Annotated in this window: 14 protein-coding genes; all 14 read right to left on the minus strand. The window is 35.1% G+C overall.

Annotated elements, in window-relative coordinates:
• Positions 1–106: 106 nt before the first annotated feature.
• From NZ853_04965 to pyrH, 14 genes are read right to left on the minus strand one after another with little or no spacing between them, the layout of a single operon-like run.
• Positions 107–1,669 carry an FAD-dependent thymidylate synthase gene (locus tag NZ853_04965; protein ID MCS7205026.1) on the minus strand — a complete coding sequence of 521 codons (1,563 nt, stop codon included), beginning with the start codon at positions 1,667–1,669 and terminating at the stop codon, positions 107–109.
• A 12-nt stretch (positions 1,670–1,681) separates the two neighbouring features.
• On the minus strand, positions 1,682–3,349 hold the full coding sequence (locus tag NZ853_04970) for a S8 family serine peptidase (protein ID MCS7205027.1): 1,668 nt from the start codon (positions 3,347–3,349) through the stop codon (positions 1,682–1,684).
• Positions 3,350–3,384: 35 nt separating this feature from the next.
• The gene (locus NZ853_04975) at positions 3,385–4,515 is read right to left on the minus strand and encodes a hypothetical protein (GenBank protein ID MCS7205028.1); all 1,131 of its coding nucleotides are present in this window, start codon (positions 4,513–4,515) and stop codon (positions 3,385–3,387) included.
• Entirely contained in the window at positions 4,496–5,293 is a 798-nt protein-coding gene (locus tag NZ853_04980; GenBank protein MCS7205029.1) for an ABC-2 family transporter protein, read from the minus strand. The genes NZ853_04975 and NZ853_04980 overlap by 20 nt, the downstream gene beginning before the upstream one ends.
• Positions 5,293–6,051 carry an ABC-2 family transporter protein gene (locus NZ853_04985; GenBank protein MCS7205030.1) on the minus strand — a complete coding sequence of 253 codons (759 nt, stop codon included), beginning with the start codon at positions 6,049–6,051 and terminating at the stop codon, positions 5,293–5,295. Before NZ853_04985 ends, NZ853_04980 begins: the two co-directional genes overlap by 1 nt.
• Before the next feature lie 20 nt (positions 6,052–6,071).
• On the minus strand, positions 6,072–7,073 hold the full coding sequence (locus tag NZ853_04990; GenBank protein ID MCS7205031.1) for an ATP-binding cassette domain-containing protein: 1,002 nt from the start codon (positions 7,071–7,073) through the stop codon (positions 6,072–6,074).
• A complete protein-coding gene (gene trpB / locus NZ853_04995; GenBank protein ID MCS7205032.1) occupies positions 7,070–8,338 on the minus strand; it encodes a tryptophan synthase subunit beta in 1,269 nt (422 codons plus the stop codon). Before trpB ends, NZ853_04990 begins: the two co-directional genes overlap by 4 nt.
• Positions 8,335–10,107 carry a proline--tRNA ligase gene (locus tag NZ853_05000; protein ID MCS7205033.1) on the minus strand — a complete coding sequence of 591 codons (1,773 nt, stop codon included), beginning with the start codon at positions 10,105–10,107 and terminating at the stop codon, positions 8,335–8,337. Before NZ853_05000 ends, trpB begins: the two co-directional genes overlap by 4 nt.
• 29 nt (positions 10,108–10,136) lie before the next feature.
• Complete coding sequence (locus NZ853_05005; protein MCS7205034.1) at positions 10,137–11,768, minus strand: site-2 protease family protein; 1,632 nt, start codon at positions 11,766–11,768, stop codon at positions 10,137–10,139.
• A gap of 4 nt (positions 11,769–11,772) precedes the next feature.
• Entirely contained in the window at positions 11,773–12,978 is a 1,206-nt protein-coding gene (dxr, locus tag NZ853_05010; protein ID MCS7205035.1) for a 1-deoxy-D-xylulose-5-phosphate reductoisomerase, read from the minus strand.
• A gap of 4 nt (positions 12,979–12,982) precedes the next feature.
• Entirely contained in the window at positions 12,983–13,915 is a 933-nt protein-coding gene (locus NZ853_05015) for a phosphatidate cytidylyltransferase (protein MCS7205036.1), read from the minus strand.
• 42 nt (positions 13,916–13,957) lie between these two features.
• A complete protein-coding gene (gene uppS / locus NZ853_05020; protein ID MCS7205037.1) occupies positions 13,958–14,689 on the minus strand; it encodes a polyprenyl diphosphate synthase in 732 nt (243 codons plus the stop codon).
• Positions 14,689–15,255 carry a ribosome recycling factor gene (gene frr / locus NZ853_05025; protein MCS7205038.1) on the minus strand — a complete coding sequence of 189 codons (567 nt, stop codon included), beginning with the start codon at positions 15,253–15,255 and terminating at the stop codon, positions 14,689–14,691. The genes uppS and frr overlap by 1 nt, the downstream gene beginning before the upstream one ends.
• Positions 15,248–15,979, minus strand: a complete 732-nt coding sequence (pyrH, locus tag NZ853_05030; protein MCS7205039.1) for a UMP kinase — start codon at positions 15,977–15,979, stop codon at positions 15,248–15,250. Before pyrH ends, frr begins: the two co-directional genes overlap by 8 nt.
• Position 15,980: the final 1 nt, after the last annotated feature.

Genomic DNA, 15,980 nt, shown 5'->3' on the forward strand with positions numbered 1-15,980 from the left:
CAACGAATTCATATAAAAATCAAAAAAATCCAACAATACCCAACAAGAAAATTAATAAGAAAATTATCTAATCAAAAAAAAGCACTTTTGAAATGATTAAAAAGTTTCACAAAATCCGCTGGTATTGACTTAAAGAAAGATTCCATACGGAAACACCACAGAACCGTTCTCCTTCTGGACAATAGGGTTTTATTTGAGCTTCCTTTCGTAGTTTGCAAGGAGCTCCAAAGAAACCTTTGAATTGAGGTATTGCTTCTTCGATTTGCCTTATTTCTTCTACCGATGCATGAAAGATCTCTTCTTGGGCATTATAGCAAGTTCTCATCTTCCATTTGTGAATGAGGTAAATTAACGTCCCCGACTCATAATAACGAACAGGAAAGGCATTCGGTAGTAAATACACTACCAAATCTCTTTGATTTGTCCTTTCGACAAACTCATTGATTTTTGCATATAGACGATTCATAAATGAAACATAATACTCTAAAATTTCTTCGTTTTCTTTGATGAGTTTGGGAATGATATAATCAGGTTTTCCTGTATAGTGCCTGATTAGATAGGGCTTTGACGATGGGACCATCCGATGACGTTGATCCTGACTATCAGCGGTATGGGAAATCTTCTTTTGAAACACAAAATGAATATGATTAAGGATTGAGTTCAGTTTTGAGTGCATGGTTTCATTAAATACCGAACCAAGGTGCTTGTTTTTTGTTGGAGAAAAGAAAAATGTCAAAATCTCGTCATCAGACAAATTTTCGTCAACGAAACCAAAAACGCTATAAAAACTCTCTTTGAGGATTTCGATAGGGTTAGAAGTAAAACTGACGAGTTTGGAAAACAACTCTCCTTGTTTGGCATCAAAATACTCAATAAATTTCATTGCAGTCATTGATGAGATTTCTTGATAATGTTCTTTAAAAAAATGATATTCTGGAGTTTCTTCCAATGGGATTGGGTCTGTGATTTCTTTGGCATAGAGGGGATCGATCTTGTTGATATTTTCCCACATTTTTTGCACAAGCTCAGAAATTTCATCTGGGACATCGTTTATCATTGCCATCCTTCGGTATCGATGTAGTGTCAATCCATTGACAGTATGATAAAGATACGTAAAGGTCGCCAAAGGTAAAACATATCTTGCCAGCTCCATGGCTTTTTTTTCAATATCTTTTAACCATTTTTCTTTTGTCTTTTTTCTGTAAGGAAAGATTCGAAAATACTCTTTTTCAACGAAGGGTTTGAGCTTTTCGATAAAATCATAGTAAGTATTCATCTGAAACTCTATGATTTCGTTATACAATTCACTCCACTTTTCGTTTTTTCGGACAGCTTTTGGAACATAAAATTGATCTTTTTTTACCTTCACATAACGTTGACTTACTTGCTCAGAGTTGTAATAGGGATGAGAATGCAAAAAGGACCAAACAGCAATCCGACTGATATTCTTGATGGCAAAAATGAATTGTGGATGTTGTCTTGTTGTGAGATGTCCACCTTCTAATGTAATTTTCGCTACTCTGTCTCTAAGAACGATAGAAGATTCATCTTTTGAAATTTCTTCTGGATAAATAATTCCCTTTGAGGAATAACAAGTTCTCGCTGTTGCTATGGAAAGATCAAAAGGACGTTTCGTATAATCAATTAATTCTACAATAAGTTCTTTCATCAGAAAGAAAGTTCACTCTTTTCTTCCTATAATGGTAATACCCCAACTGTGAAAGGTCCCTGTATCTTCTGGTATTTTATCTTGAATGGAAATACGAAATTTTCCATTGGCGGATTCTTCTAAAAATCGAGCTATACCAAAACTCCATTCTTTTTCACCACGATCGCAGGAAATTCTCTTGATGGGGTTTTTTCCATCTGAACAATTGTGGGGTTCCATTAAAACCGCTTCTGTTCCAGAAGGTGAATATGCTTGAATTAAAAGATCACCCCAATAGTTATGAGTGATTTTGACTTTTATATCTACCCATTCTATTTTTTGGATATTAAATACTGTTGTTGAAATTTCTTCCATAATTGCATTCCCATTATCTGGAATTTGTTTTTCAACAGAGACATTTTCTATCTTACATTTTCGATATTCTCCTAATGGGGTCCATCGACTTGCCAATTCCACAGCTTTAGAAACATTTACCATTCCAAAACCATATTTGTGATTGATCCAATAACCTGCGGCATTCATTTTCCAATCCTTGTCTTGTGGATCATTTTTCGTTGCTGACTTAGCTAAGATAACTTTCACATCTCTCCAAGATAAATAGGGATTTGCTTGTAAAATCAAAGCAATTGCACCAGAGACCAACGGAGTAGAAGCCGAGGTTCCATTAAAGTTTTTGGTATAATTTCTATCAGACAAATCACTCTCAAATTTACTTATGTACTTTGAATTATAACCATAATCGCCTCTCAAATCCGTAGTTGTTAAACCAATAAAATCATTCCCCATAGATGGTGCACAGATCCATAAATTGGCACCATTCTCAGAATACTCTGCTTTTTTTCCGTTTTTTCCGACTGCGCATACAGCAATCACTCCATGAAAATTCGCATAGCCATCATAGTTGGAATTATCAGCAATTAATTTCTGACCATTGGATTCAAAATAAGCGCCATTTCCTGCGGCATACAAAAATATGGTTCCTAAACCAAACCTTCCCTCTTTGAGTCCATGAAGTATGGCATCTTTCCAAATTTGAGGAGAATCATGAAGTAATCCTGTTTTGTCAACAGGACCCCAACTATTATTTGAAATCCATACATGATATACATCACGCTGTATAGAATCAACAATGTTTGTGATTTGAGACACTAAAATGGAATTAAACACACGAAGTCTACTTCTTGGTGCAACTCCTCGAACTCCCAAGAAATTGTCCTTTGCTGCAATGAGTCCAGCAACCATAGTGCCATGAATCGAGTCATCTTCTTCTAAGTTTCCTGTTGGGTCAAAATCGTTATCTCTATAATCAAAACTTTTTGAGATTTCTATGTTTTCGTTTAAATCTTCATGATGAATATCAACACCATCATCGATGATAGCAATTTGAACGTTTTTTCCGCAATGTTTTGTCCAGACATCTTTCATTTGTAAATCTGCTAATGGATTTTGAAAATGCCACTGGTAAGAAAACAAAGGATCATGTATAGAAAAACAATTTTCCTGTTCTGTTTGGATTCTTTCTTTTGATTTGTTCGGAGGAATGTCAATGCACTCAATTTTAGGAACGGATTTTTGTTGGAATAACCACCACAAAATCCAATACTCTTGGTCATATTCTGATTTCTCTGATATAGTACAATAACCCACCAAAAAAGAAAATATGACAATCCATCTTTTCATTTTGCAATCATTAAAAAATCATTCTAAAAAAGATTTCAAGAATAAAACCCCATGAAGTAATCATATAATTCTTTTTTGATAGGATCCCAATTTCTTTGATATTTTTGTTCTTTAATACCTGCACGTATTGGGTATTGACTCCGGATTTTAGAAAAAAAAGAAACATGTTGTTTGAGCTTAGTTGTTTCCTCCATGATACTCGAGAAAATTTCGATTTCGTATTGTTTAGGAAAAAAATCACTTACTTCAAAAGAAAATTCAAACTGAAAATGATGAGAAAAATCTTTCAATATTTTGAACATCCCTCGAAACCGAGACTGCCAATGATAACCAGCTGTATGTGGTGTAGAAATCTTTAATCTTTTCGAGAGAAAATACTCAGCTTTAGGTGGTTCGAAATAGTAAACATCCATGATGGAATCAAAATTTTCTATACAATACAAATATGCTTCTTCTGTAAAAATTTTCCCTCTTGAGGTATTAATGATGATTGAAGATTTTAAATTTTTTAAAAACTCTAAATCAACCATGTGATATGTTGGATACTGATCCTTGGTTAAAGGGACGTGAAAGGTAATCACATCGCAATGACGGATCTCCTCTAAGTTTTTTTTATACTCCTTTGGAAAAACAAAAGGATCCACAGCGATGATCGGAATACCAAAATCCTTCAAAATTTTTCCTAATAGACTCCCAATTCTTCCATAGCCAATGATTCCTACACAAAAATCTCTTTTTCGCCATCTTTGATAATCCAAAACATATGAGAGAGCTGTTAAAACATATTCAACAACGGAGTCTCTATTTTCTCCCTCCGCAGAAAAAAAAGGAATCTTTACTTCCCTGAGAAAACTCTGATCCACATGATCCAACCCTGTTGATGGTGAACCGAAAGAACGAGGTTGATGATTTAAGAACTCCACTAACTCTTGATTAACCTGAATGGCTACAGGAACCAAAAATAGCAGAATTTGATTTTTTTGAATTAGATTTTTGAATTCTAAAGATAATGCTTTTTGATCTAAACTCTGTTTAAGATGATGTAGAGAATAAAAGTAGTAATCTAACTGATTTTTTTCACAAAAAGAATCTAAGAGTTCTCTTACTCCATGGAAATCATAAACATTTGGAATGAGGATGAGGTTTTTACGAACCGGTGCTTCCATAATGCTTTTCTCCTACCCTCCAAAACAACAATGATAAAAGAAAAAATACTACACCAACGGGAAAGGTTCCATAGATAAGCATAGGATGTAAAAAAGCTTCTTTTTTATCTAAAAATAAATGTGCAGGGTAATAATTTACAAAACCTATTGGAAAAATAAATGTAAGAAAAAATTGAACAAATCGATTATAAATATTGAGCGGATATAAAATAAATTCTCTTGTTGAAAAAACAACTAAATGTTGCAAGCTATCATTCTTGATGGCAAAGAAACTCACACCAGCAACAAAAATTCGTATCGCTCCAAAAATCAAAGAACCTCCTATAATCGTTAAAACAAAAAGAAAAATTCTTTTTAGATCCCACTCAATGGGAAGAAAATGGTGAGTTAAAATTAAAGCAATGATACCCAAACCAAAATGGATCAATCCTGTCAGATCAAAATTCATTGAAATGATTTGTCCTAAGGTATTCAATGGTCTGAGAAGAATACGATCGTAATCTCCTTTACGTATGAACTCACTAAAGAACAAAAGACCAGAAAACACGTTCGAAGTAATTCCATAAGAAAAAATAAAAAGAGTATAAAGTAAACTCAATTCCCCTGGACCCCACCCTTGAATACTTCGAAAATTATAAATCATAATCACAATCACAAAGATTTGAGAAAGATAAAAACTAACAATCGATAACAAAAAGACATAAAATGAACCTCGATATTCCATTTTTGATTGAATAGAACTCAAAATCAAGCGAAGATAAGTATTATCTATAAACATCAACCACCTGCAATGGTAAGTTTCCTCAAGCCCAGTCGATATAAACTATAAGATAGTAAAAACAAAATTGTAGCCTGAACAAGGTAAGAAATCAAGATATCTCCAAAGTTAGTAAAACTTTGAGACTTCACTAAAACCAAGGTTGGATAGTAAAAAAGATAAGGAAAAGGAGTAAGAAGAATCAAATCCTTCATCCCCTCAGGAAAAAAATCCAAAGGGATGATGGCTCCGGAAAAAAGAGTCGTTAAAGATAGATACACAATCCAAAAAGGAAAAGTCTCAGTAAAGAAAAACGACAATGAACTGATCAAAAGAGAAATAAAAAGGTGAATCAAAAAAGACAAACCAAACAAAAGAAAAAACTTCAAAAGAACAACACCATCAAAAGAAAAAGAAATTCCAAAAAGAAAATAACTCACCAAAAAGATTGGAAACCCTTTTGACAAAATTTGATACAAAAAAAGCCCAATTGTATCAGAAAAGAAAATGATGGCTAAAGAATAAGGTTTCATGAGATCAACAGCAATTTCACCGGTTCGAACCTTCGTGGTAAGGAAGCCTTCATTTCTTGGAAATATTGTTTTAATAACCATCGCAATAATGACATAAGCGGTCATTTGCTCTGAAGTAAAGGGAAGATTTGTTTTTTCTTTTAAAAGGGTCTTCCATAAAGTAATAAAAATAAAAATATACAAAAAAGCATTCAGTAAAGAAGCAAAATATTCAAACCGATAGGCAATAGCTTTTTGAAAACTCATGGAAATGTATTTTAAGTAAATCATAATTCAACAAACTGATTCTTATAGAGCTCCTTTAAGGTTTCTTCGAGTTCTCTTTTTTTTACGTGAATGTCAGCAATCAATCCCCCATGCTGTTGGATGTACGAAATTACGTGATTTACACTTTCATGAACGGGGATTTCGATCTCGTAATACTGATGATTTTCATTTTTGAGGATACGAAAGAAAGAATGATTTAATTGTAAAGGTTGTTCTAAATGAAAAACCACTTTTTTAGTTTTTTGGTAAGTTTGGATGAATTGCTCTAATTTTCCATCGTAGTAAATTTTTCCTTTGTCAATTAAGATCAAGCGTTGAGCGAGGAATTCAATATCACCAATATCATGGGTAGTCAAGATGACGGTAACTTGACGTTCATGATTGATTTTTTTTATTGTATTTCTCACAATATCTTTTGTGAGGATATCCAATCCAATCGTCGGTTCATCTAAGAACAAAATATCAGGATGATGAATCAGTGATGCTGCTAAGTCAGCTCTCATTCTTTGCCCAAGGGACAACTTTCGAACCTGCTGATACAAAAAGGGCTTCATCCCTAAAAGTTCTACAAGTTCATCGAAACGTCTTTGGAACTCTTTTTTTTCTATCTTATAGATTACCCTCAGCAATTCAAAAGACTCAATGAGAGGAAGATCCCACCACAATTGGGTCCTTTGTCCAAAAACAACGCCAATATTACGAACAACCTGCTTTCGTTCGAAAAAGGGTTCTTTTCCGTTTACTAAAACCCTACCCGAGGTTTGTTTGAGGATACCTGTTAGGATTTTGATGGTGGTGGACTTGCCTGCTCCGTTGGGTCCTACATAACCTACAATCTCTCCTTTAGAAATCGAAAACGAAATACCATCAATTGCTCGGATGGGGATTTTTTGTCTTTTGAATAAACCCAATATAGAACCCAACAAACCTTTGGGTCTTTGGTATTGATAAAAGATTTTAGTCAAATCCTCAACATAGATTTGACCTTCTGTGGTTTTCATAGATTTTCTTTGATGCGGTAAACTTCAGAAACATCCTTATCACCACGTCCAGATACCGAAATAAGAACATACGGCTTTTGGTTTCTTTCGTGATACTTTTGGATTTCTTTTTTGGCTAAGGCAAAGGCGTGAGCTGTCTCAAGTGCTGGTGTGATTCCTTCCATTTGGGATACTTCTATAAAAGCCTCTATGGCTTCTTCATCTGAAATGGCATAGTATTCAGTTCTTTTGATGGAATGTAGATATGCATGTTCTGGTCCAACACCTGGATAATCCAAACCCGCAGAAACACTATGAACGTTATAAATCTGCCCTTCTTCATTCTGAATAAATAGCGATTTTGTTCCGTGAAAATAACCTGTTTCTCCGAATTGGATTGATGCTGCGTTCTCTCCTTTTTTGTGGGAGATTCCTCCTGCTTCGGCTCCTAAAAGACGCACTTCAAAATCCGTTAAAAAACCATGAAATATCCCAATGGCGTTTGAACCTCCCCCCACACAAGCCACAACAAAATCTGGTAGTCGATTCGTCTTTTGTAGAAATTGCTTTCTTGCTTCTTTACCTATGATAGATTGAAAGTCCCTCACAATAGCTGGGAATGGATGAGGACCAATCACCGAACCAATCACATAATGAGTATATTCGACTGTTTTTGCCCAATCCCTCATGGCTTCATTAGTGGCATCTTTTAAAGTTGCATTACCTGATGTGACTGGGACGACTTCAGCTCCAAGTAGCTTCATTCGATAAACATTTAGATTTTGTCTTCGAACGTCTTCTGCCCCCATATAGATGGTGCATTGAAGACCAAACTTTGCTGCTGCGGTTGCGGTTGCAACACCGTGCTGTCCGGCACCTGTTTCGGCAATCACTCGGGTCTTTCCCATTTTCTTCGCAAGGAGCACTTGACCAACAGCATTATTGATCTTGTGGGAACCAGTATGATTTAAATCCTCTCTCTTGAGCCAGATTTCAGCTCCCCATTCCTGAGAAAGTCTCTCGGCTTTCGTCAAAAGAGAAGGTCTTCCACAAAATTCTTTGTAGTAGTAATTCAATTCCTTGATGAATTCTTTATCCTTAAGGAACTTTTTATAATTTTTTTCTAATTCTTTGATGGCTGGGATCAAAACTTCGGGGCTATAAACCCCTCCAAAGATTCCGTAATAGCCATCTTTAGGAACGAGCTTTCCTGATGAAAAAGGATACCTTGCTAATTTCTTTAAAAACTTTTTGTCTTTTTTCGATAGTGTTTTTGTTTCCATCATGCTTTTGGTAGTTGTGAATATAGATAATCTCGTAATTCACGGATTTTTGCGATTAGTTCCTTTTCATCTACAAAAAACTTCTGATTTTCTTTGCGTAGGTAGATTTCTATTTTGCCTTCTGAAAAATAATTCGAACCAAGAGTAATTCGAATGGGAAAGCCGATTAACTCAGAGTCCGTAAGTTTTACCCCTGCTCTTAAATCCCGATTATCCCATAAAATATCAAAATTTTCTTTTCGCAAGGTTTGATAAATCTTTTCTACTTTTTCTTTTTCTTCTTCTGTTTTTGTGATGTCTACTAACACAATCTCAAAGGGAGCTACACTAATGGGCCATGTGATCCCCTTTTCGTCATGATTTTGCTCGATGATTGTTGCCATGGTTCGATCAATCCCAATTCCATAACAACCCATGACAGGATAAATCCGCTTTTGATTCTTATCAAGAACAGTAAATTCCATTGATTTTGTGTATTTATCTCCCAACTTGAAGATATGACCTACCTCAATACCCTTGTATTGCTTGAGCTTTCCGTTTCCATTGGGGCTCGGATCTCCTTCTACTGCTAAAGCCAAATCAACGAGTTTTTCGTGCCAGTTTTTGTCAATCAATACAGGATGAAAATGAGCAATGTGGTATTCTTCCTTATTTGCGCCTGTTATCCAACTTTTTTGAGTTGCAACCGATCGATCGAACAGAAGGATAACGTCATTGGACTTTAATTGCCATGGACCAGCATAGCCGGGGACACTGCCAATTCGATAAAAATCCTCTTCTTTGGCTGGATAAACTTCAGTAGCTTTGAGGTGATTTTTTAGTTTGACTTCGTTAATTTGCCGATCCCCTCGGATGAGAATCATCACTAATACTTCTTTTTCTTCTGGTAAATCAGCTCGATAAAGTAACGTTTTTAAAAGTTCTTGGGAAGATTTTCGTAAAAACTTTGCCAAATCATCAATGGTTTTACAATTCGGAGTAGGAATCTCTTTGAGCTCTTTTTTCAAATGTTCAATTTCTTCTTCAGTAAACTTGAGCTTTTCATCAGTGATTTCAGGGTATATTACTGGAGTTTTTTCTTGATTGCTTCGATAAGAAAAATCTTCACTTACAAGTAGGGTTTCTTCGCCAATATGGGATAAAACCATAAACTCCTCAGAAGCACTTCCTCCCATAGCACCCGTGTCAGCCTCTACTGGTAATGTTTCTAATCCCACCCTTGCAAAGATTCTTCTATACACTTTTCTCATCTCTTCATAAGTTTGATTAAGGGAATCCTCATCTAAGTGGAACGAATAAGCATCCTTCATGATAAATTCACGGCAGCGAATCACACCAAACCTTGGACGGATTTCATCCCGAAATTTCGTATGAATTTGATATACATTGATTGGTAAGTCCCGATATGAACGAATGAATTTCTTTAATAAATCCGTAAACGTTTCTTCGTGAGTCGGACCTAGGACCAAGTTATTTTCGTGCCGATCCTTCAAACGAAACATTTCTTTGCCCATCGTATACCATCTACCAGTGCTTTCCCACAACTCAGAAGGAACCAAAATTGGGAGTTGGAATTCCAGAGCTCCTGCTCGATCCATTTCCTCTCGAACGATGGCTTCTATTTTTTTGATCACCCTCAAACCTAAGGGAAGATAATGATAAAGTCCAGAACCTAATTTTTCAATCAAGCCTGCTCGTAGCATCAAACGATGGGAAGCAACAACGGCATCTTGTGGGTCTTCACGTTTTGTATAAAGAAAAAAGTTTTTCATTGAGTTCGAAAATTTCTTATTTGTTTTGTTTACAATCCTAAAACAAATAAAACATCACGAAACATGATCCACAAACCTAAAGAAAGTAAAATAATAAAAGCCACTCTATGTAAATTCTCAATCAAACTTAAGGGGAGTTTTTTTCCTCTAATGGCTTCTATGAGAAAAAGCACGATGTGACCTCCATCCACTATGGGAAAGGGTATCAAATTAATGACCATCAAGGCAATTGAAATTGATGCCATCAAAATCAAGTAATCACGAAAGTCGGTTTCAATCACAATGCCAGCTAAAGCAAACATCCCAACCGGTCCCATGGTATTATCGATAAAAGAAATCCTTCCCGTGAATAGCATTTGAAAGAACTTCGGATAGATCATTATATTTTGTATTGTGTTTTCATAAGCATAAGAAATTGCTCCAACCAATGAGGCTTCCTTGGGAATTGTGATTTGCTCAATTACATTATTCGGTCGAAATCCCATCAAACCAATCTTAGATACACTTAGATTTGCTTCAAACTCGGCACTCCCAATACGAAAACGATACTTCTGATTTTGATTTTTAGAAATGAATTTGTAGATTTCTTCAAAGGAAGTTGTTGTAATCCCTTCAATTTGTAAGAAATTCAAGGCTCGTAAATGCTCAGGAACATAAGACAAAAGCTGAATTTCTTCTATGGTTTGATTATATTTTAGATCCTTGACGTTTCTAAAAGTGATTCGATATTCTTTTCGAAAAGGAACTTGGATCTCAAGGGTTTCTTTAAACCAAGGCACCAACCATGGATATTTTTCTCTTTCTACTTTTACGTTAACCACCTCTTTATCTAATCCTCCCAAGAGCTCTTGGAGTTCTGATGTGGATTGAACTTTTTTTCCTTCAACTTCAATGATGACATCTCCATCTTTAAAATACTTCATGGCTGGGTAATTCGTCGGTTCAACATCTTTTTGGAACAACGACAAGAGTTTAAACTTTACTAAATCTACAAAAGGAAAATCAACTTGGATTTTTCTTTCGCCTGGGATTCGAATACCGATTTGGGACCTTCCTGTTGAGTCAACTTCGGGAATGACTGTTATATTTAAAATTTTTTCTTCTTGGTTTTCGATACGTTTGATTTGAAAATCCAATGGCTGTCCACCTGAAAGTAAAATTGTTTCTTGGATGTCTTTGAAATCATCAACTGGTTTTCCATTGATGCTTAAGACATAATCGCCATTTTTGAGGCCAGATAATTTTGCGGGAGAATTTTCCATTTCATCCCACAAATAAATCATGGGGGGATTATCTTTGGGAAGAAATCCAACCACAAAAAACAAAAGAAAACCCAAAATCAAATTAAACAACGGACCTCCAATAACAGGGATGATACGTATTAATGGTGGTTTGGAAAAAAAACCATAAGAGACTTTATCAACATTGTGATAATCCTGTGCGTAGTCATCACCATAAAATTTCACATACCCACCAAAAGGAAAAGCAGTAATTTGGTATGTAGTATCTTTGAATTTCACCTTCCAGATACCCTTTCCAAATCCAATGGAAAAAATCTCAGCCTTTATACCTACTAATCTACCCAAAAGAAGATGTCCCAATTCATGAACTATGATGGTTATTCCTAATAATGCTATACCACCGAGTATGATCACTAACATATTTCTACCTCGTATATAAAGTTTTATAACGATTGATTACGTATTCCTTTACTTCTCGATTTATCTTTAATATAATATTGAAATCATGAATTTCGACAATAGGGATATTTTCCAATGCATCTTTTATAATCAAGGGAATTTCAGTAAAGTGAATTTGATCATTCAAAAACAAATCTACGGCAACTTCATTACTTGCATTCAATACGATTGGAGCTGACTTTCCTAATGTTCCTGCTTCTATGCATAGATAAAAACCCGGATACTTCTCTTTATCAACGGGATAGAATTTTAAGCAAGGCCAATTCTCGGGTTCTTGGAATTCTTTTAATTTCTCTGGGAGAACTTCAGGAAAAAACAAAGAATGAGCTATGGGAAAAATCATGTTCGGAGGAGATGTTGCTAACATGTAACTTCCATCATTAAGTTGAATCATGGAGTGAACAAAGCTATCTTTATGGATTTTTACATCAATTTTTTCATAAGGCAGTCCAAAGATATAATGAGCTTCTATTACCTCGAGACCTTTGTTAATCAAGCTTGCAGAGTCAACAGTGATTTTTTTTCCCATATTCCAAGTTGGATGTTTGAGGACATCTTCTTTTTTGACTTTTTTGAGCTCTTCTGTGGTATAGTCTCGAAAAGGACCTCCTGAAGCTGTTAAAATCAACTTCCGGATGTTTTTAGGATTTTGAGATAATAATAACTGAAAGGCGGCGTTATGCTCAGAATCTACAGGTATCAAAGGGGCTTGATATTGTTTTAACATTTGAAAAATCAACTCACCTCCAACAACCAATGATTCTTTGTTGGCAATACAAAGTTTTTTTTGATTTTTGATGGCTTCTATCGTAGCTTCCAAACCAATTGATCCTGTAAGAGCATTCAAAACTGTATCTCCCTGAGAGTGATTTATCATTTCCAAAAGTCCCTCATAGCCTCTGTAAAATTTAATCTTTACGTTGTGGTAGTTTTTTGTGAATTCATCAAACTTCGATTCGTCAGTAATGGTAATTTGTTTCGGTTGAAACTCCTCAATCAACTTCGGTAATTCTTTGATGGATGTATGAACGCTGATTTCTTCTAATTGGATTTGAGGAAACCTTCGCAATACTTCTAAAGTTGTTTTTCCAATCGAACCAGAAGCTCCCAAAAGAGTTAATTTTTTTGTTGGCGCTGCATATTTTAAATTTAGTCGTTCTCTAAAATCCATCGGTTTATAGAACAAATAAGGTTTTAATATAAAAATAAAAATATCCTAAAGGAAAAGTAAACAACATTGCATCCACTAAATCCAAAACCCCACCATGACCAGGTATGATCGTAGATGAGTCTTTCGCTTTTGCATCTCGTTTGATGGCACTTTCGACCAAATCACCAAATATGGTAGCAAACGAAAAGACCAAAGTCAAAATAGAAGCCTCCCAATAGGAAGGAAGAATCAATAAACTCTTAGACGAAAGATTTGAAAGAACCTTAATCCAAACGTATAAAAAGCCTAAATTAAAGAGATTTGCAAATAATACACCGGCAATATAGCCTTCCCAAGTTTTTCTCGGGCTTACCTTCAAACCTGCATTATGTTTTCCAAACCATCGTCCCCCAAAATATCCTCCTACATCGGTCATGATGGTAGAGAATGCAACGAAAACAAAAATAAAAATCCCTTCATCCAAAGAAAGCATGGGAAGAACAATTGATAATGGCAAAAATACATATAAAACTCCCGTAATAGTGCTCATCACATTGTAAGTATTCCCCTCAATAGGACGAAACATCATACTATACGTTTTAGTAACAATCACGAAAATCACTAAAATAGGAATGACGGGATTTTTGATATTTTGATATGTTTCTAAAAAATCTAAAAAAACAGGTGGGAATTCCAAATGTTCTTTTGACTCGTAAAGAAATTGAGCATAATATGAAATCAATATCAAGAAACCAAAAAAATGACCTAAAAATTTTATGGGTCTTCCTGAAACACCTCTATCCACCAGACGATAGTATTCCTCGAGCCCCAAAAAAGCAAAAAGATAAATGAATAATAATGCGGGAATGGCATAAAGAAAATACAAAAAATTTAATAATAAAATTACTATTCCACCAATAGAAAACCCAGCTATGATTCTTTTTAAAGTTTCACTCATTTTGTCTATTTTTTGTTTATAGTTTTTTCGAAAAGTAATTCTTTACACAGGTATCAAACCACCAAATTTTCTTTGTCTTGTGGAATACCAATCTAAAGCTTTTATTAAATCTTCTTTCGTAAAATCAGGCCATAAAGTATCCGTAAAGTAAATTTCCGCGTAGGCATTTTGCCAAAGCAAAAAATTCGAAATCCTTTTTTCTCCTCCAGGTCTGATTAAAAGATCCACAGGAGGAAGTGGATAAGTATATAAGCATTTTTCAAATTCTTCTATGTCGGCTTTTGTGTAATACCCTGTTTTTTTGTATTGTTCAATTTTTTGTTCCAAAAGCACATTACAAGCATGTAGGATTTCTTGTTGAGAACCATAATTTATGCAAAAATTTACTATTAATTTACCAAAAATCTTTGTCTTTGCTACAGCTTCGTTTAAAACTTGCTGATTTTCTATGGGTAGTTTTTGCGTGTCTCCTGATACTTTAATCGAAATTTGTTTTTCGATGCATTCATCAATATACTTTTGAAAAAACTCTTTCATTAGCTGCCATAAAAATTGGACCTCTGATTTGGGACGCTTCCAATTTTCCGTACTAAACGTATATAAAGAAATATAAGGTATTTGAAGTTCCAATACTACATCGATAAGTTTACGAAGATTCTCGCCTCCCTTCCGGTGTCCTTCCGTTCTTGGTAGGTTTCGGCGCTGTGCCCATCGACCATTTCCATCTAAAATGATGGCCACATGTTTAGGAAGTTTTTTTTCAGCTTCACTCATCAGAATTGCATTATACTTTCTTCTTTTTTGTGAGCCAAGTCTTCTAAGATTTTTATGTGTTTATCGGTGATCTTTTGAACTTCGTCTTGGTAATGTTTTTGTTCATCTTTTGAAATATTAGTGATTTTCTTTAGGTCATCCAAAGAATCTCTTCTTACATTTCTTATGGCTACTTTGGCTTCTTCTAATTTTTGTTTTACTTGTTTGACTAATTCCAAACGCCGTTCTTTGGTCATTTCGGGCAATACTAATCGAATCACAGATCCATCGTTTTGAGGGTTGATATTTAAATCACTTTTTTGTATTGCCTTTTCTATCGCAGTCAGAGAATTCTTATCGTAGGGCTGTATTACAATCAGTCTTGCCTCTGGAACTGATATAGTAGCTATTTGGTTTATAGGAACTTCAGTGCCATAATATTCTACTAAAATTCCATCCAAAATGCTTGGGTTGGCTCTACTAGACCGTATGCTATTCAATTCTTTCTTAAAAGCTTCTATGGTTTTATCCATCCTTTTATTGGCTTCTTCTAAGATACTCTTGATTTCAGAATATACATCACTCATACTCAACCTCCACATCATGGGAAATCAAAGTACCTACTTTTTCTCCACGTATTAATCTTGATAGGTTTCCATCTTTAAAAATGTCAAACACAATTACTGGTATATTATTTTCCATGCATAAGGCTAAAGCGGCAGCATCCATTACCTTCAATTGTTTGTGAAGAGCTTCTTTATAAGGAAGTTTGATATATCTTTTCGCTTTATGATTCTTTAAAGGATCAGAGTCATAAACTCCATCGACTTTAGTGGCTTTTAAAAGAATTTGACATCCAACCTCAATTGCTCTTAGTGCTGCTGTTGTGTCCGTTGTGAAAAAAGGGTTCCCTGTTCCCGCTGCAAAGATAACCACTCTATTTTTCTCAAGATGGCGCATCGCCCTTCGACGGATATAGGGTTCTGCAATGGATTTCATTTCTATTGCAGTTTGAACACGGGTGACTAATCCTATCTTTTCACATGCATCTTGCAAAGCCAAAGCATTGATAACAGTTCCCAACATCCCCATGTAATCAGCTGTTGCACGATCGATCCCAGCCTCTGCTGCAAGGTTTCCTCGAATGATATTCCCACCCCCAATCACAACGGCAACGTTTATACCTTGATCATGACACATTAAAATCTGTTCAGCTATTTTTTTTACCAACTGAAAGTTAATCCCAAATTCTCCTCGATTATTAAAGGACTCCCCTGAAATTTTTAATAAAATTCGTTTATAAGGAAACATT

It is taken from the genome of Leptospiraceae bacterium (assembly GCA_025059995.1).
Taxonomy (GTDB): Bacteria; Spirochaetota; Leptospiria; order Leptospirales; family Leptonemataceae; genus SKYB61.

What these genes read in the sequence shown, in the direction of transcription:
- NZ853_04965 (MCS7205026.1), bottom strand. Translation starts at nt 1,669, where the DNA reads ATGAAAGAACTTATTGTAGAATTAATTGATTATACGAAACGTCCTTTT.
- NZ853_04970 (MCS7205027.1), bottom strand. Translation starts at nt 3,349, where the DNA reads ATGAAAAGATGGATTGTCATATTTTCTTTTTTGGTGGGTTATTGTACT.
- NZ853_04975 (MCS7205028.1), bottom strand. Translation starts at nt 4,515, where the DNA reads ATGGAAGCACCGGTTCGTAAAAACCTCATCCTCATTCCAAATGTTTAT.
- NZ853_04980 (MCS7205029.1), bottom strand. Translation starts at nt 5,293, where the DNA reads ATGTTTATAGATAATACTTATCTTCGCTTGATTTTGAGTTCTATTCAA.
- NZ853_04985 (MCS7205030.1), bottom strand. Translation starts at nt 6,051, where the DNA reads ATGAGTTTTCAAAAAGCTATTGCCTATCGGTTTGAATATTTTGCTTCT.
- NZ853_04990 (MCS7205031.1), bottom strand. Translation starts at nt 7,073, where the DNA reads ATGAAAACCACAGAAGGTCAAATCTATGTTGAGGATTTGACTAAAATC.
- trpB (MCS7205032.1), bottom strand. Translation starts at nt 8,338, where the DNA reads ATGATGGAAACAAAAACACTATCGAAAAAAGACAAAAAGTTTTTAAAG.
- NZ853_05000 (MCS7205033.1), bottom strand. Translation starts at nt 10,107, where the DNA reads ATGAAAAACTTTTTTCTTTATACAAAACGTGAAGACCCACAAGATGCC.
- NZ853_05005 (MCS7205034.1), bottom strand. Translation starts at nt 11,768, where the DNA reads ATGTTAGTGATCATACTCGGTGGTATAGCATTATTAGGAATAACCATC.
- dxr (MCS7205035.1), bottom strand. Translation starts at nt 12,978, where the DNA reads ATGGATTTTAGAGAACGACTAAATTTAAAATATGCAGCGCCAACAAAA.
- NZ853_05015 (MCS7205036.1), bottom strand. Translation starts at nt 13,915, where the DNA reads ATGAGTGAAACTTTAAAAAGAATCATAGCTGGGTTTTCTATTGGTGGA.
- uppS (MCS7205037.1), bottom strand. Translation starts at nt 14,689, where the DNA reads ATGAGTGAAGCTGAAAAAAAACTTCCTAAACATGTGGCCATCATTTTA.
- frr (MCS7205038.1), bottom strand. Translation starts at nt 15,255, where the DNA reads ATGAGTGATGTATATTCTGAAATCAAGAGTATCTTAGAAGAAGCCAAT.
- pyrH (MCS7205039.1), bottom strand. Translation starts at nt 15,979, where the DNA reads ATGTTTCCTTATAAACGAATTTTATTAAAAATTTCAGGGGAGTCCTTT.